General features: G+C 70.6%; 25 protein-coding genes. 13 read left to right on the forward strand and 12 right to left on the reverse strand.

Going from position 1 to position 25644, the window contains the following annotated elements; translation table 11 throughout:
* The first annotated feature begins 62 nt into the window (after positions 1-62).
* Positions 63-1571, forward strand: a complete 1509-nt coding sequence (locus OG588_RS38580; RefSeq protein WP_405951261.1) for a M81 family metallopeptidase — start codon at positions 63-65, stop codon at positions 1569-1571.
* Here OG588_RS38580 and OG588_RS38585 read toward each other — a convergent pair.
* The 6 genes from OG588_RS38585 to OG588_RS38610 all read right to left on the reverse strand — a co-directional run bounded on the left by OG588_RS38585 (position 1552) and on the right by OG588_RS38610 (position 7456).
* A complete protein-coding gene (locus tag OG588_RS38585; protein WP_019062797.1) occupies positions 1552-2169 on the reverse strand; it encodes an ATP/GTP-binding protein in 618 nt (205 codons plus the stop codon). The two genes, OG588_RS38580 and OG588_RS38585, sit on opposite strands and share 20 nt — an antisense overlap.
* Positions 2156-2515, reverse strand: a complete 360-nt coding sequence (locus tag OG588_RS38590; RefSeq protein ID WP_019062796.1) for a DUF742 domain-containing protein — start codon at positions 2513-2515, stop codon at positions 2156-2158. Before OG588_RS38590 ends, OG588_RS38585 begins: the two co-directional genes overlap by 14 nt.
* Before the next feature lies 1 nt (position 2516).
* Complete coding sequence (locus OG588_RS38595) at positions 2517-2948, reverse strand: roadblock/LC7 domain-containing protein (RefSeq protein ID WP_405951262.1); 432 nt, start codon at positions 2946-2948, stop codon at positions 2517-2519.
* A gap of 11 nt (positions 2949-2959) precedes the next feature.
* A complete protein-coding gene (locus OG588_RS38600) occupies positions 2960-5374 on the reverse strand; it encodes a nitrate- and nitrite sensing domain-containing protein (protein ID WP_405951263.1) in 2415 nt (804 codons plus the stop codon).
* Positions 5375-5413: 39 nt separating this feature from the next.
* Positions 5414-6427: a substrate-binding domain-containing protein gene (locus tag OG588_RS38605; RefSeq protein ID WP_405951264.1), complete on the reverse strand. Its 1014-nt coding sequence runs from the start codon at positions 6425-6427 to the stop codon at positions 5414-5416.
* A 225-nt stretch (positions 6428-6652) separates the two neighbouring features.
* Complete coding sequence (locus OG588_RS38610) at positions 6653-7456, reverse strand: SAM-dependent methyltransferase (protein WP_405951265.1); 804 nt, start codon at positions 7454-7456, stop codon at positions 6653-6655.
* 110 nt (positions 7457-7566) lie between these two features.
* Here OG588_RS38610 and OG588_RS38615 point away from each other — a divergent pair, with 110 nt between their 5' ends.
* The gene (locus tag OG588_RS38615; RefSeq protein WP_405951266.1) at positions 7567-9006 is read left to right on the forward strand and encodes an MFS transporter; all 1440 of its coding nucleotides are present in this window, start codon (positions 7567-7569) and stop codon (positions 9004-9006) included.
* Positions 9007-9019: 13 nt separating this feature from the next.
* On the opposite strand, the gene OG588_RS38620 is transcribed toward OG588_RS38615, so the two are convergent.
* Together OG588_RS38620 and OG588_RS38625 are read right to left on the reverse strand one after the other, a co-directional pair.
* Positions 9020-10021: an Lrp/AsnC family transcriptional regulator gene (locus tag OG588_RS38620; RefSeq protein ID WP_405951267.1), complete on the reverse strand. Its 1002-nt coding sequence runs from the start codon at positions 10019-10021 to the stop codon at positions 9020-9022.
* Between the two features lie 42 nt (positions 10022-10063).
* Positions 10064-10519: a tellurite resistance TerB family protein gene (locus OG588_RS38625; RefSeq protein WP_019062789.1), complete on the reverse strand. Its 456-nt coding sequence runs from the start codon at positions 10517-10519 to the stop codon at positions 10064-10066.
* 159 nt (positions 10520-10678) lie between these two features.
* Between OG588_RS38625 and OG588_RS38630 the strand changes: the two genes are divergently transcribed.
* From OG588_RS38630 to tatA, 3 genes are read left to right on the forward strand one after another with little or no spacing between them, the layout of a single operon-like run.
* Positions 10679-11032: an ArsR/SmtB family transcription factor gene (locus tag OG588_RS38630; RefSeq protein ID WP_405951268.1), complete on the forward strand. Its 354-nt coding sequence runs from the start codon at positions 10679-10681 to the stop codon at positions 11030-11032.
* Positions 11001-13514 carry a magnesium-translocating P-type ATPase gene (mgtA, locus tag OG588_RS38635; protein WP_405951269.1) on the forward strand — a complete coding sequence of 838 codons (2514 nt, stop codon included), beginning with the start codon at positions 11001-11003 and terminating at the stop codon, positions 13512-13514. Before OG588_RS38630 ends, mgtA begins: the two co-directional genes overlap by 32 nt.
* Before the next feature lie 31 nt (positions 13515-13545).
* Complete coding sequence (gene tatA, locus OG588_RS38640; protein ID WP_405951270.1) at positions 13546-13818, forward strand: Sec-independent protein translocase subunit TatA; 273 nt, start codon at positions 13546-13548, stop codon at positions 13816-13818.
* Positions 13819-13939: 121 nt separating this feature from the next.
* Here the strand turns inward: tatA and OG588_RS38645 are convergent, their stop codons facing one another.
* Complete coding sequence (locus tag OG588_RS38645) at positions 13940-14161, reverse strand: hypothetical protein (protein WP_405951271.1); 222 nt, start codon at positions 14159-14161, stop codon at positions 13940-13942.
* A 296-nt stretch (positions 14162-14457) separates the two neighbouring features.
* Here OG588_RS38645 and OG588_RS38650 point away from each other — a divergent pair, with 296 nt between their 5' ends.
* The 3 genes from OG588_RS38650 (at position 14458) to OG588_RS38660 (ending at position 16704) form a co-directional block, all read left to right on the forward strand.
* Positions 14458-15777, forward strand: coding sequence for an RHS repeat-associated core domain-containing protein (locus tag OG588_RS38650; RefSeq protein WP_405951272.1), 1320 nt, complete (start codon positions 14458-14460; stop codon positions 15775-15777).
* A 67-nt stretch (positions 15778-15844) separates the two neighbouring features.
* Positions 15845-16174, forward strand: coding sequence for a DNA/RNA non-specific endonuclease (locus OG588_RS38655; RefSeq protein ID WP_405953308.1), 330 nt, complete (start codon positions 15845-15847; stop codon positions 16172-16174).
* Positions 16168-16704, forward strand: coding sequence for an SMI1/KNR4 family protein (locus OG588_RS38660; RefSeq protein WP_405951273.1), 537 nt, complete (start codon positions 16168-16170; stop codon positions 16702-16704). Before OG588_RS38655 ends, OG588_RS38660 begins: the two co-directional genes overlap by 7 nt.
* Before the next feature lie 105 nt (positions 16705-16809).
* On the opposite strand, the gene OG588_RS38665 is transcribed toward OG588_RS38660, so the two are convergent.
* Together OG588_RS38665 and OG588_RS38670 are read right to left on the reverse strand one after the other, a co-directional pair.
* Positions 16810-17244: a DUF6114 domain-containing protein gene (locus OG588_RS38665; RefSeq protein WP_405951274.1), complete on the reverse strand. Its 435-nt coding sequence runs from the start codon at positions 17242-17244 to the stop codon at positions 16810-16812.
* Positions 17244-17942, reverse strand: a complete 699-nt coding sequence (locus OG588_RS38670) for a DUF6230 family protein (RefSeq protein WP_405951275.1) — start codon at positions 17940-17942, stop codon at positions 17244-17246. Before OG588_RS38670 ends, OG588_RS38665 begins: the two co-directional genes overlap by 1 nt.
* Before the next feature lie 727 nt (positions 17943-18669).
* Between OG588_RS38670 and OG588_RS38675 the strand changes: the two genes are divergently transcribed.
* A complete protein-coding gene (locus tag OG588_RS38675; RefSeq protein ID WP_033281480.1) occupies positions 18670-19320 on the forward strand; it encodes a hypothetical protein in 651 nt (216 codons plus the stop codon).
* A gap of 55 nt (positions 19321-19375) precedes the next feature.
* Here the strand turns inward: OG588_RS38675 and OG588_RS38680 are convergent, their stop codons facing one another.
* The gene (locus OG588_RS38680) at positions 19376-20320 is read right to left on the reverse strand and encodes a lytic polysaccharide monooxygenase (protein WP_405951276.1); all 945 of its coding nucleotides are present in this window, start codon (positions 20318-20320) and stop codon (positions 19376-19378) included.
* 334 nt (positions 20321-20654) lie between these two features.
* On the opposite strand from OG588_RS38680, the gene OG588_RS38685 reads away from it, so the two are divergent.
* From OG588_RS38685 to OG588_RS38700, 4 genes are all read left to right on the forward strand, one after another.
* Positions 20655-22469 (forward strand): S8 family peptidase, encoded by a 1815-nt coding sequence (locus tag OG588_RS38685; RefSeq protein ID WP_405951277.1) that lies wholly within the window; start codon positions 20655-20657, stop codon positions 22467-22469.
* A gap of 331 nt (positions 22470-22800) precedes the next feature.
* On the forward strand, positions 22801-23448 hold the full coding sequence (locus OG588_RS38690) for a ScbR family autoregulator-binding transcription factor (RefSeq protein WP_405951278.1): 648 nt from the start codon (positions 22801-22803) through the stop codon (positions 23446-23448).
* A 76-nt stretch (positions 23449-23524) separates the two neighbouring features.
* Positions 23525-24718 (forward strand): damage-control phosphatase ARMT1 family protein, encoded by a 1194-nt coding sequence (locus OG588_RS38695; protein ID WP_405951279.1) that lies wholly within the window; start codon positions 23525-23527, stop codon positions 24716-24718.
* Between the two features lie 61 nt (positions 24719-24779).
* A complete protein-coding gene (locus tag OG588_RS38700) occupies positions 24780-25640 on the forward strand; it encodes a TIGR03619 family F420-dependent LLM class oxidoreductase (RefSeq protein WP_405951280.1) in 861 nt (286 codons plus the stop codon).
* The last annotated feature ends 4 nt before the right edge of the window (positions 25641-25644 follow it).

The raw sequence follows: 25644 nt of genomic DNA on the forward strand, positions 1-25644 counted from the left end.
CCGCCGCGTGAGCGCGACCAGCCACAACGAACCCGCACCCAACCCACAACCTGGAGCCCCCATTGCTTTCTTCTCGTCCCGTCATCGCCATCGCCGGCCTGGGCATCGAATCCTCAACTTTCTCCCCAGCCCGCACCGAAGCCCCGGCCTTCCACCCCCACCGAGGCCCCGAAGTCCTCACCCGCTACCCCTTCTTGGCCCCCGACACCCCCCTCCGGGAAGCCGCAGACTGGCAAGGCGCCCTCGTCGGCAAGGCCCTCCCCGGCGGCACCGTAACGGCCACCGCATTCACCGAACTCTCCGATGAACTCATCACCCGCCTAAGCGAGTTGGGCCCCCTGGACGGTCTTTGGTACGACATCCACGGTGCGATGACAGTCGAGGGCATAGACGACGCCGAAGCGCTCCTACTCGCCCGCATCCGAGAAGTCATCGGCCCGGACACCCTTGTGTCCACATCAATGGACCTGCACGGCAACGTCTCCCGCGACCTGGTCCACCAAAGCGACCTGATCACCTGCTACCGAATGGCCCCGCACGAGGACGCCATGGACACAAAGGAACGCGCTGCCCGCAACCTCGTAGAACTCCTAAAGAGCGGCGCCCCCCGCCCGGCCAAGGCCTGGATCCCGGTCCCCGTACTACTCGCAGGCGAACAGACCTCCACCCGCATCGAACCAGCGAAGAGCGTCTATGCGGCCGTAGGAGAGGTCGAAGCGGAAGCCGGAGTCACCGACGCCGCGATCTGGGTCGGCTACGCCTGGGCGGACGAGCCCCGCAACCGTGCCGCAGTCGTCGTAACCGGCCCGTCGGAACCCCAAGTCCGAGCCGGTGCCGAACAGTTGGCCCAAGGCTTCTGGGAAGCAAGGCACGACTTCGAGTTCGTAGCCCCGACCGGCACTCTCCACGACTGCCTGGACGAGGCCCTGGCCTCCACCGCCCGCCCGTACTTCATCAGCGACACCGGCGACAACCCGACCGCAGGCGGCGCGGGAGACGTCACCTGGGGCCTCCAACAGGTCCTGGAACGCCCGGAGTTCAAGGACGAGGACGGACCTACGGTCATCTACGCGTCGCTGCCCGGCCCATCCGCCGTAGCCACAGCGGAGAGCGCCGGTGTCGGCGCCACCGTCACCGTGACGGCGGGCGCGGAGGTCGACGACCGGCATGCGGGCCCGCTGACACTCACCGGTGTCGTGCACTCGGTCCGGCACGGCGACCGGGACGCGGAGACCGAGGTCGTCCTCAGAGTCGGCAGCGTGTACGTGATCCTCACCCGGCTCCGCAAGCCGTACCACCACGAACACGACTTCACCGACCTGGAGTTGGACCCGCGCTCCGCCGACCTCGTGCTCGTCAAGATCGGCTACCTCGAACCCGAGCTCTTCGCCATGGCCGCCGACTGGAAGATGGCCCTCACCCCGGGCGGAGTCGACCAGGATCTCGAAAGGCTCGGGCATCACCGCATCCGGCGGCCGATGTTCCCCTTCGACCGGGACATGCCCGACCCGGACCTCACGGCCAGGGTCATCGCCGCCTCGAACGAACCGCTCAGCGGGGCGGACGAGTGAGCTTGCCGCCCCCGCCGTCCTCGATGGCGGCGGCGATCAACTGGTCGAGCAGCGCGATCAGTACGTTCCGACACGAGTCGCGCTCACGGGCGTCACAGAGCAGCACCCGGACGTCCTCGGGGAGGGCCAGCGCCTCGCGCACCGCCTCCGCGGGGTACGGGTGCTCGCCGTAGAAGCCGTTCACGCCCACCACGAACGGGATGCCCCGGCGTTCGAAGAAGTCGACGGCCGCGAAGCTGGACTTCGGGCGGCGGACGTCGATGAGGACCACCGCGCCGAGCGCGCCGAGGGCCAGGTCGTTCCACATGAACCAGAAGCGCTGCTGGCCCGGGGTGCCGAACAGGTACAGCACCAGGTCCTGGCCGATGGTGATCCGGCCGAAGTCCAGGGCCACGGTGGTGGCCCGTTTCTCCTCGATGCCGTCGAGGTCGTCGACGGCGAGGCCCGCCACGGTCAGCGGTTCCTCGGTGCGCAGCGGGGCGATCTCGCTCACCGAACCGACCATGGTGGTCTTGCCGACGCCGAAGCCCCCCGCGATCAGGATCTTGACCGTCTCGGGCGGCGCGGGTGCCGGAGCGATGGTGTCAGAGCCGGCCAAGGCCCTCCCTCACTTTCTGCAGCAGGTCCATGTCCGGGCTGGTACGGGAGACAGGGTGCGGCGGCCGGGCCGTGATCAGGCCCGCTTCCAGCAGATCGCAGAGCATGATCACTACCACGCTCACCGGAAGGTCGACAAGAGCGGCGACCTCCGCGACCGCCAGCGGCTCGGCGCACAGCCGCAGGATGCGGGCCTGCTCCGGCTGCGGCCGGGGCGCCCGTGCGGGCACCGGATCGACCGCGGTCACCGTCGTGATGAGGGTGAAATCGGCGCGGCTGGGCCGGGTTCTGCCACCGGTCAGCGTGAACGGCCGTACGAGCCGTCCCGCCGCGTCGCCACCGCTCACCTCACTCGCCGGAGCCGGCCACGGGGCCGACGCCCGCCCGCGGTGCGGCGCTGAGATGCTCGCCTATCTTCTTCACCAGCATGTTCATCTGGTACGCCACGACCCCGACGTCCGCGCCCGGACCGGTCAGGACGACCAGATGGGCGCCGGGGCCCGCCGAGGTGAGGATCAGATAGCTGTTCGCCATCTCGATCAGCGCCTGGCGCACCGGACCGCCCCGGAAGTCCATGCTGACCCCCTTGCTGAGGCTCATCAGCCCGGACGCGGTGGCCGCGAGCCGCTCGGCGTCGTCGCGCAGGAACCCGGTGGACTTGCTGACGACCAGGCCGTCCTCGGACAGCACGACGGCCTGGTTCACCTCGGCCACCCGGTCCACGAGTCCGGTGAGCAACTGGTCGAGCTGGGTGTGCGTGGCGGGGACGGGTCGTGTCATGGCGGAGTCCTTCATGAGCGGTCGGCGGGCGGATTCGGGGAGGCTGCTGCTTCCTCCTGGTCGTACTGCGACGGCGCGTCGTCGTCGATGGAGTCTCGCGCCTGGAACGTGCCACGCTGGAACCCGGCCAGCGAGGAAGCCGCACGCTCCGCGGTGAAGTCTTCCAGCTCCAGGTCCTCCTCGACCGCCCCGGCCTCCTCCCGCAACTCACTGGCAAGACTGGTCTGTGGCACCCGCCGCGGCAAGGGGGTCAGCCCTCCGAGCCCGGCCGTCACCGACTCGGCCTCGGGCGACCGCGCCGGAGGGATCACCGGACGGTCCTCGGACGCGGGACTCGGCGCGTCAACTACCCTGCCCGCCAAGGCGGTTGCCACCCGGACGGCCGACTCGTCCGCCCTCACTCCCTTTTCCGCCACGACCCGCTCGGCGACGCCGGTGTCCTTCAAGGCCCCCGGAGCGGACCGATCGAGTGTCTCGGGAACCTCGGGTACGACGATCTCGTGCGGGATCAGCACGATCGCGGTCGTGCCGCCGTACGGCGAGGAGCGCAGCGTCACCGCGATGCCGTGCCGGGTGGCGAGCCGCGCGATCACGAACATGCCGAGCCGCAGGTCGTCGGCGAGCGCGACCACGTCGAACTGCGGTGCCACCGCCAGCTGTTCGTTGAGCGAGGCGTAGTCCTCCTCCGACATGCCCAGCCCGCGGTCCTCGACCTCGATCACCAGACCCTTGGCGACCATCGCGGCCCGCACCCCGACCGGGCTCGGCGCGGGGGAGTACACGGTCGCGTTGTCGATCAGCTCGGCCAGCAGGTGGATCACGTCCGCGACAGCGGGCGGCGCCAGGCACACCTCCTCCTCGGTGTGCACCTCCACCCGCTGGTACTCGGCGACTTCACCCACAGCACTGCGCAGGATGTCGATCAGGGCGACCGGCTCTGTCCAGCTGCGGCGCGGCTGCTCACCGCTGATGACGACGAGGTTCTCCTCGTAGCGGCGCAACTGGCTTGCCGTGGAGTCCAGTTCGTACAGGCCGCGCAGGACCTCGGGGTCGTCGTGCCGGCGCTCCAGCTGGTCGAGCTTGGTGAGCTGGAGATTGACCAGGTTCTGGCTCTGCCGGGCGATGCCGAGGATGACCTTCTGGAAACCCCGCCGGGTGTCGGCGAGTTCGACCGCGGTGTGCACGGCGGTGCGCTGCGCGGTGTTGAACGCCTGGGCCACCTGGCCGAGTTCGTCGTTGCCGTAGTCCAGGGGCGGGGTCGCCGACTCGACGTCGATCTTCTCGCCCCGGTTCAACCGGGCGACCACGTCGGGCAGTCGGTCCTCGGCGAGGCTCAACGTGGCCGCCTTCAGGCCGCGCAGTCGGCGGGACAGGGAGCGGGTGATCCGCCAGGACATGATGACGCACACCAGCAGGGCCCCGAGCCCGCCCGCGCTCAGCAGGGCGGCGGTGACGAGCAGGTTGTGTGCCTTGTCGGAGCTGCGGTCGAGGAGTGCGGCCGTCTGCTGCCGGATCAACACCTCGTACTCGGCGGCGACTTGGGTCAGTGCCGCGTTCCACTGCTTCTGCTCGTCAGGTAGGGCGATCTTGCCGGCCGAGCCGTTGTCCGGCACCGCCTTGTCCGCCGTACCGGCCGTGAGCACCGCGTCCTCCACGGACTCCAGGGTGCTCCACTCGACGCTCTGCAGAATGTGCTCGATCCGCGTCTTGGTGGCGCCCTGGAACCCGGTGGCGATCTGGTCCTCGACCAGCCAGCGCCGGGCGTGCACCAGCTCGGCGAACTGCTCCCACGACTCGTTGTTCACATATCCGGAGTGCCAGGCCAGTGTCAGCTGCGCGTCCTCCTGGGAGACCAACTCCGCGCCGTGCTCCAGCGCGACGAGCGGCTCCGCCTGCGAGGTGAGGTCGCCGTCGTCGACCTGGGACAGCTGCTGGAAGGCCTGGATCTGGTCGTCGATGATCGAGGTGTACTGGTCCAGCACCTGCTGGGCCGTGATGTCGGTGGGTTTGTCCACCTGGCTGCGGTAGTACTCCAGGCTGTCCACCGACGCGACGACCGAGTACATCCGGTCCCTGATCCGGGACGGCGCCTTCTTGATCGCCCCCGACTGGGCCACGAGTTGGGCCACCGCCTTGTCCGTCGCCGCGCGCTGGGCCTCCAACGCGGCCTGGGAGCCGTGCGGGTTCGCCATCCACGCCGCCGAGAGACTGCGCTCCTTCTGGAGCGCGAGCGCGGCCTCGGTGCCCATGGCGCCGGTCGACCGGCTCAGCTCCGTCTGCGAGCGCAGCCGTAGCCCCTCCGTGAACATCTGGGTCGTCGTGACGCCCCACATGGCGGCCAGCGTGACGCTGGGTACCAGGGCGAGCAGGATCAGGGAAAGACGTATGGAACCGACGCGGCGCCGGGCACCTGTCCGTGGAGACATCGTGGTCGTCCTCGCTACATCCTCGTACGAAGTGTCCGGTCAGCGCGTTCCGTTGGCCGCGAACTTCGCGACCGCGCCGACGTTCGTCTTCGTCACGAACGCCGGGCCGGTGAGCACGGGAGCCGCCCCGCCGCCACTGATGTTGCCGTTGGTCTTGTAGAGCCACAACGAGTTCACGGCCAGATAGCCCTGCAGATAAGGCTGTTGATCGACGGCGAACTGAATGTTCCCGCCCTGCACGGCTTTGACCAGGTCCTGGTTGAGGTCGAAGGTCGCGACCTTGGCGCTGCTGCCCGCCGCCTTCACGGACTTGACCGCGGCCAGTGCGAAATCGGCGCCCAGCGTGACCACTTCGTCGATGCTGGGGTCCTGCTTCAGCCGGTCCGTGACCCCCGTGGACACGGCGTCCATGTCGGTGCCGTCCACGTAGAGGATGTCGGTCTCGCCGGTGAACGCCTTCTTGACGCCCGCGCAGCGCGCCTCCAGGGCGACATTGCCCCGCTCGTGGATCACGCACAGGGCGTGCTTGGCCTTGAGAGCGTCCAGTTTCTGGCCGACGGCGCGGCCCGCGACGCTCTCGTCCTGCCCGAAGAACTCCAGGACGCCCTCCGACTGCCAGGAGTCGATACCGGAGTTGAGGCCGACCACCGGAATGTCCGAGGCCTTGGCCTGGGCGATCGGCGCCTTCATCGCGTCCGGCTTGGCGAGCGTCAGGGCGATGCCGTCGACCCCGTCCTTGATCGCGTCCCGCACGAGCTCGGCCTGTCCGGTGGCGCTGGGGTCGCTCGCGTACGTCAGATCGACGCCGTCCTTGGCCGCGGCGGCCTCGGCGCCCTTCTGCACCAGCAGCCAGAAGGCGTCGCCCTTGCTCGCGTGGGTGACCAGCGCGAGCTTGAGGCGGCCGGTGTCCGCGGCGCCGGCCGTGTCCGTGCCGGACCCGGAACCGCCGGTCCCGGAGCAGCCGGAGAGCAGCACGCAGGTGGCCACGGCGAAGGTCAGCGCCGTGCCGCGTATGAGACGGAAGGTGGCGTGAGGTGGGGGTGGAGTGTTCATGGGCGGTGCGGCACCTCGCTGTGCGGCCGAGCTGGGGGACGGGGAGAGTGCGCCCGGAGCCGTATGAGGTGCGCCGACCGGGTTACTCCCGCTGGCCCGGAGCCAATCGTGTGTGACCGCTGGTAGTCAAGTGAGCAGCGACATGGAGTGAGTTGTTGCTGCCGCATTGTGATCATCTCGACGTCGTAAGGAGGTTGGGGTGGTTACGTACGGGAGAACGGAAGGTTATGGCTTGCGGGCCACCGCTCCGTACATCGCGATGTCCTCGTCCCTGATCGGTTCGGTGTCCGTGCCGTCCGGACGCCACTTGTGGACCTGGACGATACCCGGCCCGACGAGTTCGAGCCCCGCGAAGAACTGCTCGGCCTCCGGATACGTACGCAGCCGCATCGGCATCCCGCGCGCCGCGTACTCACGGGCGACCCGGCCCACCTCGTCCGGCGCGAACTCCGCCGTACCGATCGACATCGCCAAGTAGCTGCCGGAGGGCAGCGGTTCGAGGAGCCGGCGCACGATGCCCACGGCGTCGTCCTCGTCCAGCACGAAGTGCACGATCGCGATCACGGTCAGCGCGACCGGCGCACCGAGATCGAGCGTCGCGCGGAACTGCGGGGCGCGCAGAATCGCCGCCGGGTCCAGCATGTCCGCCTCGACATACGCGGTCCGGCCCTCGGGCGTGCTGTCCAACAGGCCCTGGGACAGGGCGAGTACGAGCGGGTCGTTGTCGATGTAGACGACTCGGGAGTCCGGGGCCGCCGTCTGCGCGATCTCGTGGATGTTCGGCGAGGTCGGGATACCGGTGCCGACGTCGAGGAACTGCCGCATCCCCGCCTCCCCGGCGAGGTACCGCACGGCGCGGTGCATGAAGTCGCGGTTGGCCCGCATGTGCACCGGCATGGCCGGCCACTCCCGGATCATCGCGTCGCCGGCCTCCCGGTCCGCCGGGTAGTTGTCCGTTCCGCCCAGGATGTAGTCGTAGATCCGCGCGGAGTGGGCGGTGTCGGTGTCGATGCGGCTGGACTCGGGCAACGTGGGCTCCTGGTGTGAGATTTCGCCGTCAGGGGTGCCGCTGATGGAGGAAATCCTCGATCGCGGGGGCCTGGCTGGGAAGGTTGTCCCCGGGATTCCACGCTTCGGCCATGAGACAACTCCGCACGCACCCAAGGCCGTTCACCCCCGACGGGTCCTACCCCAGGCGCTGGTCCGCACTCGTCGCCCTGCTTCTCGCCGAGGCGATGAACCTGCTCGACGCGACGGTCGTGCAGGTGGCCGCGCCCGCGATCCACGCCGATCTGGGCGGACCGGTGTCCGACATCCAGTGGTTCACCACCGCGTACACCCTGCCGTTCGCGGTGCTGCTGATCAGCGGGGGCCGGCTCGGCGATATCGCGGGCCGGCGACGGCTGTTCGTGCTGGGCGTCGCCGGATTCGCCGTCGCGTCCCTCGCGTGCGCGCTGGCGTCGGGCGTGGGCTTCCTCATCGCCTTCCGCGCCGTCCAGGGAGCGTCGGCGGCCCTGGTGATCCCGCAGACCATCGGGCTGATCAAGGCGATGTTCTCCGGCGACGAGATGTCCCGCGCGCTGGGCAGTATCGGTCCGGTGATGGGTCTCGCGGCGGTCTGCGGTCCGGTGCTCGGCGGTGTCCTCACCCACGCCGACCTGTTCAACTCGTCCTGGCGCGCGGTGTTCCTGGTCAACATCCCGGTCGCCCTGGTCGTCCTCGCCCTGTCCCCCCGACTGCCGGAGAACCGCGCTCCGAAACGCCCCACGCTCGACGCCATGGGCACCCTCCTGGCCATGACCGGCACGGGACTTCTGGTCTTCCCGCTGATCGGCGCGGACATCTCCCGCCTGTCCGCCGGGAGTTGGGGAGCGGTGACCGCAGGCCTGCTGATCCTGACCGCCTTCGCCCTGCACCAGCGCGGCGTGGCAGCCGCCGGGCGCAGCCCACTGGTGGAACCGAGCCTGTTCGCCCGCCCCGGCTTCACCGCCGCCCTCGTGGCCTCCACGTCCTTCTTCGCGGTGACGAACGGGCTCATGACGGTCGTGGTGCTCCAGCTCCAACTCGGCCTGGGCTCAGGTGTGTTGAAGGCGGGCCTGAGCCTCGCACCCTGGTCGGTCGGGCTGGCGGTCTCGTCCTGGGCGGCGGGCGCACATCTCGTACGGCGGTACGGGCAGCGGGTGATGCTCGTCGGACTCGGGGTCCTGCTGACCGGAATGCTGGGCGCGATCACCGCGTACCGCTGTGCGGCCCCCGGCGCCTATCCCACTTGGCTGCTCCCCGCGCTCGCCGTGGTCGGCCTCGGTGCCGGACTCTTCACCCCGGCGTTCTTCACCCACGCGCTCAAGCCGCTCCGGGTACAGGAGTTGGGGTCGGCGGCGGGGTTGCTGAACGCCGTCCAGCAGCTCGGGGCGACCTTGGGGGTCGCGATCCTCGGCAGCGTGTATCTGGCGGGCGCGAAGGAGGGGGCAGGGGGCGCGTCGGGGTCGTTGTACGCCGTGCAGGTCGCGTTCTGGAGCGCGGTGGGGCTGGTGGGGGTGAGCGCCGGCGCGAGTTGGGTGATGGGGCGTGAGAGGTGAGGGGTGCGCCTCCTTACGCGTGTTCCCGTGCACCCGTCCTGGGCGGCAGTCCCGTCAGGGAAGGGCTCGCCGCCTTGAGGTTGCGCAGGACCGGGCTCGTCTCCAGGGTGTGCACGGCGGTCAGGGCACCCAGCCGGTGGGTGAGGTAGCGGTGGAGGTCGGCGGGGTCGCGGCACAGGGCCTGGGCGACCAGGTTCGTGGGGCCGGTGGTCGCCGCGACGAAGGCCAGCTCGTCGTGGCCGGACAGGGCTGTGGCGACCCGGTCCAGGTCCGCCGGTCGCACCGACATCCACAGCAGCGCCCGGGTGTTGACCCCGAACAGCCCGGCGTCCACCTCGACGTCGAAGAACAGCGCACCGCCCGCCCGCAGTTCGGCCAATCGCCGTGCCACGGTCGTCGGCGACCAGCCGGTCACCCGTGCCAGCTCACCCTGTCCGACCCGCCCGTCCTTCTCCAGGGCGGCCAGCAACTCGGCGTCCCCCGGCCCCGGTTGACGCGGCACCACGCGGGGCCCGGAACCGGCCGCCTCCCGCAGCACACGTGACTGCTCCGCGTCGAGCGCGTCCGCGCTGCGCCGCCAGTTCGTCGGGCCGCCCAGATACATGTGCAGCAGACAGTGCGCGGACACCGCCGTGATGCCGCCGGTGCGCGGAATGTCGTGCAGGAGAAGGGAGTTGGTGCCCGAGGCATCGGTCGGTGCGTGGATGACCGCCACGATCTCGGTGCCGCCGGAGGCGAGTTTCACCCAGGACGTGTCCGGTCGTCGTACCAGAGCGCGGGCGAGGTCCTGCGCGGAGCGCGCCGTCGCGGTGAGCCGGACCAGCCACTGGGTGCGGGCCGCCTGGTGCGGGTCCGTGAGGCCCACGACGCGCAGGGACGCCTCGGTGCGCAGCCGGGCGTAGCGCCGCGCGATCGTCTGGGCGGAGACGTCGAGGACCGCGGCGATCCTGCTGAAGGGCGCCCGGCCGTCGAGGTGCAGGGCGTGGATCAGGCCGCGGTCCAGGTCGTCCAGCATGCCCCCGGTCACCTGCCTCCCGTCACATGTCCCGGTGGCCGGTCAGAGGTCGAACTCGTGCGGCGGCAGGTCGAGCGAGAAGCAGGCCTCGCGGACCACGGCCTGCTCGGTCTTGTCGAAGTCGCCGTCCGCGCCGCCGATCACGATGCCGATCTGGATCACGGCACGCGCTTCGGCGGGCTTCTTCTTCGCCTTGGCGATCTCCTGGAGCACGCTGACCTTGCCGAAGGCGAAGTCGGCCGTCAGCTTGTTCAGGTTCTCGTCGAAACGGCGCTGGAGGTCCATCGCGTCGAAGTTCTGCAGCACCTCGTTGCTCGCGATGAGCTGGGCGACGCGCTGTCGCTCGGACGGGTCGACCGTGCCGTCGGCGGCGGCCACGAGCGCGCACATCGCCATGCTCGCGTCGCGGAACGCCCCGCTCTTCAGGTCGTTCTTCTTGGCCACGAGCTGGGTCTGCATCGTCGACGCGGACTCCTTGAAGCGGTCCCACAGGGCCATGCGAACTCCATGCGTAGTAGTCGTGCGTGGACAAGTAGTCATGCGTATACGAATTCGTGGCTGCAGCACCGTGGAAACTCCCCGGGCCGGGGAGAAGTTCCGGCCGCCTAGACTGGGCGGTCACGGAACGGGACCGGCCAGGGACGGGAGGCGACGACGGTGAAGGCAGCCGGCAGCGGCTACGACGACCCGTCCGCCGACGTGCTCGCGGACGCCGCCGCGGCCTTCGGACTGCTCGCCTCGCCCGCGCGGCTGCACATCGTGTGGGCGCTGGCCCAGGGCGAGAGCGATGTCACCGGGCTCGCGGACCGGGTCGGCGGCGCGCTGCCCGCGGTCAGCCAGCACCTCACCAAACTGAAGCTCGCGGGCCTGGTCCGGTCCCGCCGCGAGGGCCGCCGCCAGGTGTACTTCGTCGACGACCCGGACGTGGTCGACGTCGTCAGGCTCGCGGTCACCCGCATCGGCGACCGCGCCGACCGCGATGTGCCCGCCCCCCGACTCCGTGGCCTCTGACGCCGCCGCCCACCGGCACACCCCGCTCCAGGCGCTACGGCACCTCGACACCGGCCCGCGCGGACTGACCGACCCGGAGGCCGCCGCCCGGCTCGCGGCGACCGGCGAGAACACCCTCCCGGAACGCCGTACGACACCCTGGCACCGCCTGTTCCTGCGCAGCCTGCGCGACCCCTTCACCGCTGTCCTGCTCTGTCTCGGCCTGGTCTCCGCGCTCGTCGCCTCCTGGGGCACCGCCGCCGTGATCCTCGCGCTCGTCGCGGTCAGCTGTGTGCTGCGCGCCGGCGGCGAGCACCGGGCGGACCGCTCCCTGCACGCCCTGCGCGAACTGGTCGCCTCCACCGCCTGCGTGCTGCGCCGCGCGGACGCCGGTGCGCCGGTGCGGGCCCGCGAGATCCCGGTCGCCGAACTGGTCCCGGGCGACGTGGTCAGGCTCGGCCCCGGCGACCTCGTCCCGGCGGATCTACGACTCCTGCGCGCCAGCGGGCTGACCGTGCACCAGGCCGCGCTCACCGGCGAGTCCGCGCCGGTCGCCAAGGCTGCCGTAGAGCTGCCCGGGGTGGCGGACGAGGGGCCGTTCGCGCAGCCGCAGCTGTGTTTTCAGGGGAGTGGGGTCGTCTCGGGGAGTGCCACGGCGGTGGTGCTGGCGACGGGGGCGCGGACCCGGTTCGCCGCCGCGCAGGACGGGTCGGCGCGGCGGGCGGCGAGCGCGTTCGACCGTTCCGTGCACGGGATCTCCTGGGTGCTGATCCGGTTCATGCTGCTGACGCCCCCGCTCGTCCTCATGGCCAACGCGGCGCTGCGCGGCCGGGGCCTGGCGACACTGCCGTTCGCCGTCGCGGTGGCGGTCGGGCTGACCCCCGAGATGCTCCCGGTGATCGTGACGACCTGCCTCGCGCGCGGGTCCACGCTGCTCGCCCGTACGCACGGCGTCGTCGTCCGACGGCTCCCCGCGCTGCACGACCTGGGCGCCGTGGACGTCCTGTGCCTCGACAAGACCGGCACCCTCACCCAGGACCGCCCGGTCGTGGAACGCGCCCTCGGCCCCGACGGCGCTCAGGACCCGGAGGTCCTGCACCTGGCCGCCGTAGCCGCGTGGTGGACCCTCCAACTCGCCGAGGTGCCCGTGCCGGACGCCCTCGACGAGGCGCTGCTGGAGGCGGCCGGACCGGTGGGGGAGGAGTACGACGGGATCGGAGCCGTGCCCTTCGATCCGGTACGGCGGCTCGCGACGGCGGTGGTCCGGGGCGAGGCCCTCGGCACGCACACGCTCATCGTCAAGGGCGCGGTGGAGGACGTACTGGAGCGCTGTGCGCTGGACGGGGTCGAGCGCGAACGCTTGCTGTCCCTGGCCGCGCGGGAGGCGGAGTCCGGACTGCGTCTCCTGGCCGTCGCCACCGCCGAACGTCCCGCACGCGCGCGTGCCTACGGCCCGGCCGACGAACGGGGCCTGGTCTTCCGGGGGTTGGTGACGTTCCACGACGCCCTGAACCCGGACGCTCCGGAGGCGTTGCGCGCGTTGCTCGATCTGGGCATCGGCGTGCGGATCCTCACCGGCGACCATCCGGCCACGGCGGCGCGGGTGTGCCGGGAGCTGGGGCTGGCGCCGGGGGAGGTGCGGGTCGCGGCGCGCTGCACGCCTCAGGACAAGGCCCGCGCGGTCGCCGCCCTGCGCGCGGCCGGGCACACGGTCGGCTTCCTCGGGGACGGTCTCAACGACGTGCCCGCGCTGCGCGCCGCCGACGTCGGTATCGCGCCGCGCGCCGCCGTGGACGTGGCGCGGGAGGCCGCCGACGTCGTGCTCGCGGAGAAGGACCTCGCCGCGGTCCGGCACGCGGTCACGGCCGGGCGGCACAGCGGCGCGAACATCGCCTCGTATCTGCGGATCACGCTCTCCTCGAACCTCGGCAACGTCATCGCGATGCTCGCCGCCGGTCTGCTGCTGCCGTTCCTGCCGATGCTCCCGGCCCAGGTGCTCGCCCAGAACCTCTGCTTCGACCTGGCCCAACTCGCCTTCGCCCACGACCGGCCGGGCGCCGCCGCGCTGCGCCGGCCCACCGAGCTGCGGCCGCGGGCGTTCCTGCGGTTCATCACCGGGTTCGGGGTGCTCAACGCGGTCGCCGACCTCGCCACCTTCGCGGTGCTCGCGCTCGCGCTGCGCGGCCCCGACGCCGTGGACGACGAGGTGCTGTTCCACTCGGCCTGGTTCACCGAGAACCTGCTCACCCAGGCGCTGGTGATGCTGCTCCTGCGGACCGGACGGAGCCTCGCGGAGGGCGGCGGACCGGGGCCGGTGGGGCGGGCCGCGGCCGTCCTGGCCGTCGTCGGACTGCTGCTGCCGCCGAGTCCGCTGGGCGCGGCGCTCGGCATGACGGGGCTCGCGCTGCCCTACTACCTGCTGCTCGCGGCCGTGCTCGGTCTGTACGCCCTGGCCCTGAGGGGTCTGCGATCCACTCGTGAGTTGTACAGTTGCGCAACATAGCAACTGTTGTCAGGGACGAAAGGGCGAGATCATGCTCCGCAACGGACTGGAACCATGGCACCTGCTGGTCGTGGCGATCATGGTCATCCTGCTGTTCGGCTCGAAGAAGCTGCCGGAGGCCGCGCGCGGGCTGGGCAAGTCGATGCGCATCCTCAAGAGCGAGGCGAAGGCGATGAAGACCGACGACCTGGCCACCGCGGCGCCGGCGGAGCCGACGTCGGTGCAGATGGCGACGGAGCCGGCCGCGACCCCCGCACAGCCGGAGCCCAGGACGGCCCCCGAGCCGACCGGCACGGCTGGCTGAGGCCTCCGGCCCCGTGCTTCGCGGGTAGCTGACGCGTCCGGTGGGACCGGCCGGGGCCCAGCGCTCCGGTCGGCCCCGGGGATCGGCACCACCCCCGCGCAGCCGGACCCGCTCCGGACGATCAGTGCCGGGCGGCGATGAAGGCGCTGACCTTGTCGGCCAACTTCTTTCCGGCCTGTGCCTTCGCGGGGTCGTCGGGCGCGGTGATGGCCGAGATGCGGGGGCGTGCCGAGGTGGCGCCGATGATCACGAACTCTTGGTGAGGGTTGGCGCGCGCGGCGGCCTCGGTCGCTGGTTTCATGCCGGTGCCGACGGTGACGATCAGCTCGCAGTGGTGCTGCACGGCGCCGTTGAAGTACGGCAGCGCCGCCTTGGCGTCGATGGTGGGGGCGGGGAAACGCTGGGCGTTGACCCGGCCGGAGCGCGCCGCGTCCCTCGACCACCGCGTACGGCTACGACGCCAACGGCAACCGCACCAGCGCCGGTACGAGCACGGCCGCGTACAACGCCCGCAACGAGCTGACGTCCGTCACGTCCGGCTCCACCACCAGCACGTACGGCTACACCGCGCGAGGCACGACGTCGAGTGTCACCTCGGGCGGCGCCACCACCACGTATACCGCCGACGCCTTCGATGAGTTGACCGCCACCAGTGCGGGCGGCGGCTCCACGCACACCTTCAGCTACGCCGACGGCACGAACAACGCCGTCTCCGACGGCACGCAGGACTTCGCCCGCGGCGCGGACGACGGCCTGCTGGCGGTGAGTGCGGCGGACGGCACCTCCCCACGGCTGGCGCTGACCGACAGCCACGACGACGTCACCGCCACCTTCACCGCCACCTTCACCGCCACCGGCACGGCGCTCGCCGGCTCCACCGCCTACGACCCCTACGGCACACCCACCGCCGCCAGCGGCAGCCGGACCGACCTCGGTTACCAGTCCGGCTGGACCGACCCGGGGACCGGCTACGTCAATGCCGCCGCCCGCTGGTACAACCCGGCCAACGGCGACTTCACCAGCGCCGACACGGTGAGCAACCCGCCCACCCCGGCCGTCAACGCCAACCCGTACGCCTACGGCGACGACGACCCGTTGGACGCCACGGACACCTCCGGCCACGACGCCTGCACCAGCGACGACATCAAGGCCCAGGAGGAGGCGTACGAGGCGCAGCAGGCCTATCTCAAGCAGTGGCAGGCGGGTGCCTGGGACCGGATGGAGAAGTACTCCCAGGAGGGGCACGAGGCCTGGGAGCGGGAGAACGCCCGGGAGATGGCCCGCAACGCGGCCGACGAACGGGCCGTGCAGCAGCAGATCGCCGACCAGGAGCGGCAGTTCCAGAACGAGTTCGACGAGGCGATGAACTGGCAGCCGTCGACCCACTCGACCGGCCAGGGCTCGGGCTCGGGCAGCGTCTCCTACGGCAACTCCTATGGCTCGTACGGCTCTTACGGTTCCTCCGGGGGCAACTACTCGTCCCTCTACTACGGAGTCGCGCTAGGCGGCGCGCTGTTCTACGGCTACGGCGCCGCGAGTTCCGCGAGCGGCGGGGCCGCCGCCGGGGGCCTGGAGGCGGCCGGCGACGTCATCTGGGAGGAACTGGCCTCCGCCGGCGCCGAGGACCTCCTCTTCGGCCTGGTCCTCGCAGCCTCGGCAGCCGACGACTGCGGCGCCCACGGAGTTCCGACCCGCCCCAAGAACCAGAACCTCGGCGGCGTCACACCACACCGGTCATCGGCACCACCCCGGACGAGGACCCGGCCGCGGCCGCCGCTCACCAGGCCACCAGTTCGTCGGCGGCCACCGACACGGGCGTCGCCACGGCCACCAACGGTGCCGGCGGCAACGGGACGGCGACCGACGAGGACAGCCAGTGCGGCACCGTGCCGCGTGACGTCCGCTACCAGTACGAGGACCTGGACGCGGAGAACCGGGCCCAGGGGGCGACCGCGTTGATCTGTCCGTCCGACCTGAAACCCAGCGGCAGTAAACGGGACAGCATCACCTCGGTCCCCGTGGCCGGATTCCCGGACGGCCCCACGAACAGCCTCGGCCCGGGAGGGCGACCTACAACAAGACCCACATCATCGGTGACCAGTTCAACGGGGCACCGAAGTCCGAGAACCTCTTCACCGGATTCGACCGTATGAACAAGAGCGGCATGCGGCGGTGCGAGAAGAGGATGGAGACGCAACTCAAGCAGGGGAACTGGGTGCAGTATTCCGCGACCCTGGAGTACTCCGACGACACGGACCCCATACCCACCGGAATACACATGACGGCTACTACCAAGGCCGGACCGCTGTTCGACGTGACAGTGGAGAACAACTCGAGCTGGCAGGACACATGCTGAACCTTTCGGACCTCGAACGCACGATGCTGGGGCTGCGGGCGCTGCGTCCGGCCTCGGCCCGCCGGGTCGACTGGCCCGCCCTGGAGCGCTCACTGGGCGTCGGTCTGCCGGCGGACTTCAAGGAGTTCGCCGAGGCCTACCCCCCGGTCGAGATCGACGAGTTCCTCCGGATCTGGAGTCCGGCGCCCGGACGGGAGGAGGAGTACGTCGAAGGGGTGCGGTACGGCCTTGACATCCTGCGGGACCTGAGGGAGTCCGGCGACACCGAGGACTACACGCCCTATCCGGAGCCGGGAGGGCTGCTGCCGTGGGGCGAGTCGCTGGAGGGCGACGTCTTCTACTGGCGCACGGTCGGCCGGGATCCGCAGCAGTGGCCGGTGGTCGCCAGCGGGCGCAACGGCGCCTGGTGGGAGTGCGCGGGCGGGATGCTCGCGTTCCTGGTCGGCGTGGTCGACGGGACGGCGGAGAGGGCGGAGCTGCCCGACGGCGTACTCGGACCGGCCGCGTCCGTAGTCCCGCTCGGTCCGTGACGCGGGTCGACCTCGGCCTACGCCGTCCTGCCTTCGGAAAAGAGGCCTCCGCACCCCCGCCGCCGGCCGGCGGAGAGGGTGCGGAGGCCGTCGTTCACACGTTCGCTACGCCTGGACGGTGTCCGCCGCCCGCGCCTGCTTCTTGCGCTGGCGCCGGCTCACCCGCGGTTCCTGGTCCGGCAGCCAGCCGAAGATCATGCAGCTGCCCACGGCCCCGAGGATGAGGCCGACGAAGAAGCCGCCCAGGTTGGAGGTGACCCAGCTGCCCAGGGAGCACAGGATGCCGACGACGGAGTAGAAGAGGCGTTGCGAGGGGCTGAAGAGGGTAAGCAGGCCGCACAGCACCATGACCGCCGGCAGCAGATAGCCCGCCACACCCTGCATGCCGACATGGATGATGACCGCCAGGGAGGCCTTCTCGGTGAGCAGGATCCAGCCGCCGCCCAGGGTCAGCAGCAGGCCGCCGAGGAAGGGCCGACCGGCCCGCCAACTACGGAAGGCGGGCCGCCACCCCTGATCCGGAGTGTCTGTGCCGGACATCAGCAACCCGTGTCGCTGAAGCTGAGTTTCAGGCCGGGAAGCGTGAACGTCCCTGCGGTGGTCTTGTAGTTGGTCTGCCGCAGGTTGTCGATGTGCACGTGGTCGGCCTGCTGGCTGAAGACACCTGGAGGGCCCTGGACCCCGGCCTTGTCGAGGGTGCTCGCGTCGTTGCCGATCTCGATGTTCTTGAACGACGCGTCGCCCGTCAGCAGGGTCGAGTCGGTGGTCAGATCGGTCGCCTCCACCTTGGAGGAGCCGCTGCCCGCCTTGATGAGCAGGTTGACGCCGCCGAGGTCGACGCTCTGGCACAGGCTGTCCAGAGTCGCGGTCTTGATCGCGGAGGTGACGACCAGCACATCGCCGCCGGTGTCACCGGCGTTCGGGCTGTCCTTGATCATGTGGTCGAGCGCACCGAACTGCTCGAAGCCGGTGCCGTCGAGCGACTTGGCGGTGACCGTGAAGGGCATGCCGGAGATGTACAGCGACACCCCGAGTGCCCCCTGGGCGGTCAGGACCGCGAGGCCGGCGAGGGCCACGGTGGCCGGGACGGCCATCACGGCGGCCCGGCGGCCCCGGACCCGTCCCCGTCTCGGTGTCCCTCCGGTGCCCCCGGTGGTGTCTGGTGTTTCGGAAAGAGAACCGCTTCCCGGGTTCTCAGGCGTGCTGCCGGCGGACGAAATGTCCGGGGACTCGGCCATGTCTGCTCCCATGTGCTGCTCTGGTTCAACGCGAGTCGATAGAGAAGTGGCGCGTTGTCCTGGCGCGGACAGCGAGTGCGGCGCAGCCCTCCTCGCAACTCCCGGCGGGTGCAAGGGCTTTCAGGTTACGCAGCAGTAGCCGTCGACGAAGTTACCGGGGGTTACATTCGAGGGTCAAGGGAGTTGTGAAAAAAGAGTGTTGGTCATGCGCCACCTGTGAGGCAAGCCCTTCCCGGACTTCCGCAAAGCCTCGACTTGTACATCAACTTGCCCTGCATCTCTTGACGTTGACGGACACTCAGGTCTACAACTCTCCCTTGTTTGCCGGATCCGTGGCGCCGGATCCGCCGCGCGGCTCAAGCCGCGTTCCCGGACTTCCCTGTCTACGGGGGCACTTCACCGCCCCCAGAGTCCGAACCCTCCGCGGCCCGGCACGGCCGCTTTCCCCCTGGCCCGTGCCGTCCGCCCCACCGCCCGGCCCGGCCGGAGACCCCCAACCCCCGCGGGCCTCCGGCCGGTGACCGGCCGGCCGCCGCCCCGGCCCGTCACGTACGGAGAAGGCGTCACGGGCCGGCGGCGGCGAACTCGCGTCCCCCAAGGCGCGGTTGCCTCACCCTCGGAAGTCCCCCAAGCCGCCGTCGACCCATCCTCGGAAGTCCCCCAAGTTCCCCCACCCCCAAAGAACCCCCCGGTTCGACCCTCCATCTCGAAGAAGAGGTACACCCGCATGCGCACTCGCACCGTCCTCACCCTCGTCGGCTCCGTCGCCGCGCTCACCCTCCCCTTCATCGCCCCGGCGTCGGCGGCCGACACCGTGCTCACCACCGGCAGCCTCGGCGGCACGGCCGTCGCCGTCGGCGATGTGCTGACCGCGCCCCTGGCCACCGGCACCACCGCCACCCTGTACTCCAGTGCGACCGGCACCAGCGGCATCAAGTGCACGACGTCGCAGTTCACGGCGACCGTCACCGACAACCCGACCGCGCCGGGCACCGCCACCGAGTCCGTCTCCGGGCAGAGCTTCGACAGCAGCAGCTGCACGAGCAACGTCCTCGGCGTCACCGGTGTCACCAGCATCACGGTCGACAACCTGCCGTACACCACCGCGGCCGTCTCGGACGGCACCCTGACCGTCACCCCGGCCAGCGGCTCCACCATCCAGACCACGGTCAAGCTGACCACCCTGCTGGGCAGCATCACCTGCGTCTACCAGGCGCCCAGCCTGACCGGCACGGCCAGCAACACCGACACCAGCATCAACTTCACCAGCCAGGCCTTCACCAAGACCTCCGGCTCGTCCCTGTGCTTCAGCGCGGGCTACTTCACCGCGAAGTACGCCCCGGTGACGGACAACGGCGCGGCGGTCTACACCAACTAAGGAGTACCGGCCAAGGAGTAAGCAGGGCCTGTACGCGTCGAGTTGGAGTTCGTGTTCAGCGTCGACGCAGTCGCAGGGCCAGGGCGGCGCCCCCGGTGAGTACGAGCACCGCGGCGGCGCCGCCCGCCACCATGGGCGCCGAAGGGCCACTGGACGCGGCGTCGGTGTCGGACGCGACCGGGCTGCTGCCCGGGGCGGTGCTCTCCTCGGCCTGGGACGCCTTCTGTGCCGTAGCCGATGCCGGGGCCTTGGCCGAACTGCTCGCGGCAGCAGGGGACTTGGTCGCTGACGACGACGGGCTCGCCGTCTTTCCCTTCGAGCCGGCCGTCCCTGTCGTCGGCGTCGGCGAAGCGGCGCCGCCCCCCGGGAACACCACGTCCGAGCACGAGTAGTACGTGTCCTCGGTACTGCTGTTCTGCCAGATGGTGTAGATCAGTTGGCGCCCGGTCCGGCCCGTCGGCAGCGTCGCCTTGATGCGGTACGCGCCGCCGTTCAGCGGCGGGTCCTTCACCTCGGCGAACGGCGTCGTCGGCAGTTGGGACCAGGTGAGCGGCTTCGACGCGTCGTAACCGGCCTTCGTCAGATACAACTTGAACGTACCGGTGTGCGCGATCGTCGACGCGTACGTCATCGTCAGCTTCGCCCCCGGCGTCAGCCGCGTCGACGGAAAGTCGGTACGGGCGAGGTCGAGCCCCTTGTAGTCGGACAGACCACCGCTGCACAGCTTCCCGTCGGGGATCAGCTGCCGGTCCCGCCCGTTGACGTTCGGGACCCGGATGTTGTCCCAGAAGGTGAAGGGCCCCCCGTTCGCCGCCACGGCCGCCTTGCAGGCCGCCGAATCGGCCGCGCTGCCGCCGTCCGGCGAGCAGGCGTACACCCGGCTGACCGGATACGTCGGCGCCCCGTGCGCCTGCGCCGGACCCGCCGCCCAGACGGTGAGCAGCAGCGGCGCCATGGCGGCGGCCGCCATGGCAGTGCGATGTGCGGTCATCCGGGACATCCGGAACGTCTCCTCGGCCGGGGCGGGAACGGTCTGTCCGTGTCATACGGCCATCGGGTCCCGCGCGTTCAGCGCGCTCCCACTGCCGTGAACCGGGGCACATCGGTCAACCGGTCGATGTCGAGGGCGGTTTCCGGCCCGATCGAGGGTTTCCCCCGTATCCATATGACCTTCTCTTTGCCTATCGTTTGGCCACAGCTGACCCACAGGCAACCCCTGACGAGGCGGCCGCCCGCGCCCGGCGCTCTCTGGCTCGACCCCCCGCCGCTTCGACGACGAAGCGAATCGACCGCCGCTCCGCGCTGCTTGGAGTACGGCCACGAAAGGCAAGCCCTTGCGCACTCCCACGGCATTCCCCACCGGACGGACCCTGATATCCGTCGCCGCGGTCTCCGCGGCCCTCCTCGCCACGGTCGCCACCTCGGCCGCCGTCGCCCAGGAACCCCCCACCCAGGTCAGCGCGCCGGCCCTGTCCGGCCAGACCGAGGCCGCCCCCGGCGCCCTCGCCGAACGCCTCATCGTCGGCTACAAGTCCGGTGCGGCGGAGGCGAGTTCGAACCGCGCCGCCGAGGCCGACGCCACCGCCAAGGGCAAGGAGACCGGCGCGGACGTCGACTTCCAGCGCCGCCTCGGCACCGGCGCCGCCCTCGTCGGTCTGGGTGACGCGCGTAGCACCACCGAAGTCGCCGACGTCATCGCCGAGTTCAAGGCCGACCCGCAGGTCTCCTATGTCGTACCGGACCGGCTGAACACCCCGCAGGCCGACCCGAACGACACCGAGTACGCCAAGCAGTGGGACCTCTTCGAGTCCACGGCCGGCATGAACGTGCCCGCCGCGTGGCCGACTTCGACCGGCAGCGGGGTCACCGTCGCCGTCATCGACACCGGCTACGTCACCCACTCCGACCTCGCCGCGAACATCGTCGCCGGCTACGACTTCATCACCGACACCGCCGTCTCCGTCGACGGCGACGGCCGCGACAGCAACCCGGCCGACCCCGGCGACTACTACGCCGCCAACGAGTGCGGCACGGGCATCGGCGCGAGCAACTCCTCCTGGCACGGCACCCATGTGGCCGGCACCATCGCCGCCGCCACCAACAACGGCAAGGGCATCGCGGGCATCGCCTACGGCGCGAAGATCTCCCCGCTCCGCGTCCTGGGCAAGTGCGGCGGCTACGACTCGGACATCATCGACGCCATCACCTGGGCGTCCGGCGGCACCGTCTCCGGCGTCCCCGCCAACGGCAACATCGCCAAGGTCATCAACATGAGCCTGGGCGGCGACGGCGCCTGCACCTCGGCCACCCAGAGCGCGATCACCGCCGCCGTGAACCGGGGTACGACAGTCGTCGTGGCCGCCGGAAACGACAACGACAACGTCGCGAACCATTCCCCGGGCAACTGCAACAACGTCATCTCCGTCGCCGCCACCAACCGCGCCGGCGCCAAGGCGTCCTACTCCAACTACGGCTCCCTGGTGGACATTTCCGCCCCCGGCGGCCAGACCAGCACCGGCACCGCCAACGGCATCTACTCCACGCTGAACTCCGGCACCAAGACGCCGTCCACCGAGTCGTACGCCTACTACCAGGGCACCAGCATGGCCACCCCGCACATCGCGGGCCTGGTCGCGCTCATGAAGTCGGCCAACTCCTCGCTCACCCCGGCCCAGATCGAGTCGGCCATCAAGACCAACGCCCGTGCCCTGCCCGGCAGTTGCTCCGGCGGCTGTGGTGCGGGACTCGCGGACGCGGCCAAGACCGTCCAGGCCGTGAGCGGCAGCGGCGGTACGACGACGGGGGCGACCTTCTCCAGCACGGCCGCCGTGTCCGTCCCCGACGCGGGTGCGGCCGTCGAGTCCTCGATCGCCGTCAACGGCCGTAGCGGCAACGCGCCTTCGGCCCTCCAGGTCGGCGTCGACATCACCCACACCTTCCGCGGCGACCTCGTCCTGGACCTGGTCGCACCGGACGGCTCCACGTACCGGCTGAAGTCCGCGAGCACCTCGGACTCCGCCGACGACGTCAAGGCCACCTACACGGTGGACGCGTCGAGTGAGACGGCCAACGGCACCTGGAAGCTGCGCGTCCAGGACACCGCCGCACAGGACACCGGCACCCTCAACAGCTGGAAGCTCACCTTCTGACAGCACCGCTGACGGCTCCGCCGGCGGCACAGGGCATACACAGAAACAGACCGACTGACCCGTAAGGTGAGGCGCTTCCCCGGGAGCGCCTCACCGGGGCGGTCGGTCTTCTGCTTGGCCGGGAACTGGTGCTGACACGTGCCACAACCACCGAATGTGGTCAAGAGTTGGGCCAGGGGTGACACAGAGACGCAAGTGATGGGAACGTGAGGGGAGTTGGTGGTCTTCGGGTGCAAGGTCGACACCGTCACACGGTGAGCTACTGTGTACAGGGGGTAAGAAAAAACGGCATGGGCCGTTGTTTTTCCTTCATGCGGGAGTGTTTCAGTCGATGGCGAGGCAGCTACGGGCCGAACAGACCCGCACAACGATCATCACGGCCGCCGCCGAGCTGTTCGACCGGCAGGGCTATGAATCCACCAGCCTGAGCGACATCGTCGACCAAGCCCAAGTCACCAAGGGCGCCCTGTACTTCCACTTCGCGGCCAAGGAAGACCTGGCCCACACCATCCTGGAGATGCAGGCCAAGGCCTCGCGGCAGATCTCCCAGGAGATGGACGACCGGGGCTACTCCTCACTGGAGACGTTGATACGTGTCACGTTCGGCCTGACCCGACTGGCCGTCGAGGGCCCCATCCCGCGCGCCGGACTCCGGCTCGCCGCAGGGGAGATCGAGGTACGGCCCCCGATGCCGCACCCCTTCAGCGAGTGGCTGGAGATCGCCTCCCGCAAACTCACGGGTGCCGTCGCGGAGGCCGACGCCCACCCCGACACCGACGTGGACGCCGTGGCCCGTACGCTCGTCGGCCTCTTCGTCGGCCTCCGCGTCCTGGGCCGCACCCTCGAACCGGTGGCGTTACAGCCCCGCAGGACGGCCGAGATGTGGCACCTGGTGATCCGCGGCCTGGTCCCCGTCCCCCGCCGCGCCCGCTATCTCAGCCTCGCCGCGCGCCTGGAGCGGGAGATCGACGCCGGCTGATCCGCCCGGCGGACCTGGGCCGACCGACCCGCCCGGCAGACCTGGGTCGGCTGACCCGCCCGGTACGGTGAGGCGCATGCCCGACACCCCCACCGCGCCCGTGATCCTCGGCAACGAGCCCGGCTCGTTCCCCCGCAGCGTGCTGGCCGAACGGCACCCCGCGATCATCCAACAGGTCAGGGACGCCTTCCCGTACGGCCCCGAGCAGCACCGCGCACTCGACGCCCTCCTGAAGAACTGCACCGAGGGCGCGATCGAACCCCTCCCTCTTGATGCCCCCGACCACGACCAGTGGGCGGCCTGGGGCACCGACAGCTACGCCGGACACTCCTGGTACGACGTGCCCTGGCTCTGGTCCGAGAGTTACTTCTACCGCCAACTCCTGGGCGCCGTAGGCTACTTCGGCCCCGGTGCCTGGCAGGGTGTCGACCCGTTCCGCCCCTTCAAGCGCGCCGAACTCGACGCCCCCGAGACGGACGAGGAACTCGACGCTCTTGAGGCCAAGACGCCCGAGGAACGCGCCAACTCCCTTCTGCACGGCTCCCTTTGGGGCAACCGCGCGGATCTCGGCTTCCGCCTCTCGGCAGCCGGAGCGGAGTCGGCCGCGCAGGCCCCGGTGCCGGCCCTGGTGGCCGACGACAGCGAACTGCTCTGGTCGCTCCTCTCCGGCACCGGCGCCACCCTCTGCCTCGTCGCGGACAACGCGGGCCGCGAACTCATCCCTGATCTCCTGCTGTTGGCCCACCTCCTCGACCAACGACGCATCGAGCGCGCGGTGTTGCACATCAAGCCGCACCCCTATTACGTCTCCGACGCCACGACCGCCGACGTGGTCGACGCCCTGCACCGGCTGACCGGGGCGCCGGGTGCGGCGGCGACGTACGGCCGCACCCTCTGGTCGGCCATGGCGGACGGCCGCCTCACCGTGCGCGCCCACCCCTTCTCCTGCGCCCCGCTGCCGTACGCCGACATGCCCGCCGACCTCCGCGCCGAGTTCGCCGCGGCCACCCTCACGATTGTGAAGGGCGACCTCAACTACCGCCGTCTGGTGGGGGATCGCGCCTGGAACCCGACCACTCCCTTCGCGGACGTCACCGCCTACTTCCCGGGTCCGGTCGCCGCGCTGCGCACCCTCAAGTCCGATGTGATCACCGGCCTGGACGCCCGCACGGAGGCCGCGTTGGTCGCGGCGGAGGGGCAGCGCTGGCGGACGGGCGGCACACATGCGCTGATCCAGGTGCGGGGGGTGACTTCGGCGGCCGGTGTGTAGTCGGGTCGGTCACTGACGTTCCCGCCGGACGTTGTCGTCGCGCGAGGGGAGTACGACAGAGATGCGTATCGGAGTGGCACCGCACCGTCTGTGGCCGGACCAGGAGGGGGAGCTGGACGCGGTCCTCCAAACGGCCGTCAGGGCCGAGGAGTTGGGGTTCGACCATGTCTTCGCCAGTGGCCACGCGGTGGCCTGTGCCTCAGGCGTGACCCCGGACCCGTTGATCCTGCTGGCGGCCGTGGCCGGGGCGACACGGCGGATCGGCCTGGTCACCAGCGTGCTGGTGCTGCCGCTGTACAACCCGCTGATCCTGGCCCACCAGACCGCCACCCTCGACCGGCTCTCCGGAGGCCGTTTCACCCTCGGCGTCGGCACCGGCTGGGACGCCGAGGAGTTCGCGGCCCTAGGCGTCCCGTTCGCGGGGCGGGGCCACCGGATGGACGAACAGCTCGCTGTCGTACGGCAGTTGTGGCGCGGGGAGGGATCACCGCGGCTCGGGGTGCTGCCGTCCACCGAGGGTGGTCCCGGCGTCTGGATCGGCGGACAGAGCGACGCGGCACTGCGCCGGGCCCTGCGGTTCGGTGACGCGTGGCACGGCTCCGGGGTCGACGCGGACGCGCTCACCGGGGTTCGGGCACGGCTGGACACGCTCGGCGACGAGGTCGGCCGCGACCCGGGCGAACTGGCCCTGACGGCGGGCTTGTTCCTGGTGCCGCCCGGATTCACGCCCGCGGTGAAGGTGCCGGGCCGGCCGCTGGGCGGGTCCGACGCGAGCGCCGAGAGCGTCCGGGACGAACTGGGCCGGCTGTCCGACGCCGGGCTCGTCTCCGCGTCCCTGTGGCTGCTGGTGGCCACGGAGGAGTTGCCGGACGCGCTCGCGTGGGCCGCCGGGGAACTCGTTTCGCATTCTTCCGATCAGTGAATCT

This window comes from Streptomyces prunicolor (genome assembly GCF_045162825.1).
Lineage (GTDB): Bacteria > Actinomycetota > Actinomycetes > Streptomycetales > Streptomycetaceae > Streptomyces > Streptomyces prunicolor.

Bases quoted from the DNA above. Each gene is read 5' to 3' on its own strand.
- OG588_RS38595 (WP_405951262.1), bottom strand. From the start codon at position 2,948: ATGACACGACCCGTCCCCGCCACGCACACCCAGCTCGACCAGTTGCTC.
- OG588_RS38600 (WP_405951263.1), bottom strand. From the start codon at position 5,374: ATGTCTCCACGGACAGGTGCCCGGCGCCGCGTCGGTTCCATACGTCTT.
- OG588_RS38605 (WP_405951264.1), bottom strand. From the start codon at position 6,427: ATGAACACTCCACCCCCACCTCACGCCACCTTCCGTCTCATACGCGGC.
- OG588_RS38615 (WP_405951266.1), top strand. From the start codon at position 7,567: ATGAGACAACTCCGCACGCACCCAAGGCCGTTCACCCCCGACGGGTCC.
- OG588_RS38620 (WP_405951267.1), bottom strand. From the start codon at position 10,021: ATGCTGGACGACCTGGACCGCGGCCTGATCCACGCCCTGCACCTCGAC.
- OG588_RS38625 (WP_019062789.1), bottom strand. From the start codon at position 10,519: ATGGCCCTGTGGGACCGCTTCAAGGAGTCCGCGTCGACGATGCAGACC.
- mgtA (WP_405951269.1), top strand. From the start codon at position 11,001: ATGTGCCCGCCCCCCGACTCCGTGGCCTCTGACGCCGCCGCCCACCGG.
- tatA (WP_405951270.1), top strand. From the start codon at position 13,546: ATGCTCCGCAACGGACTGGAACCATGGCACCTGCTGGTCGTGGCGATC.
- OG588_RS38660 (WP_405951273.1), top strand. From the start codon at position 16,168: ATGCTGAACCTTTCGGACCTCGAACGCACGATGCTGGGGCTGCGGGCG.
- OG588_RS38665 (WP_405951274.1), bottom strand. From the start codon at position 17,244: ATGTCCGGCACAGACACTCCGGATCAGGGGTGGCGGCCCGCCTTCCGT.
- OG588_RS38670 (WP_405951275.1), bottom strand. From the start codon at position 17,942: ATGGCCGAGTCCCCGGACATTTCGTCCGCCGGCAGCACGCCTGAGAAC.
- OG588_RS38675 (WP_033281480.1), top strand. From the start codon at position 18,670: ATGCGCACTCGCACCGTCCTCACCCTCGTCGGCTCCGTCGCCGCGCTC.
- OG588_RS38680 (WP_405951276.1), bottom strand. From the start codon at position 20,320: ATGTCCCGGATGACCGCACATCGCACTGCCATGGCGGCCGCCGCCATG.
- OG588_RS38690 (WP_405951278.1), top strand. From the start codon at position 22,801: ATGGCGAGGCAGCTACGGGCCGAACAGACCCGCACAACGATCATCACG.
- OG588_RS38695 (WP_405951279.1), top strand. From the start codon at position 23,525: ATGCCCGACACCCCCACCGCGCCCGTGATCCTCGGCAACGAGCCCGGC.
- OG588_RS38700 (WP_405951280.1), top strand. From the start codon at position 24,780: ATGCGTATCGGAGTGGCACCGCACCGTCTGTGGCCGGACCAGGAGGGG.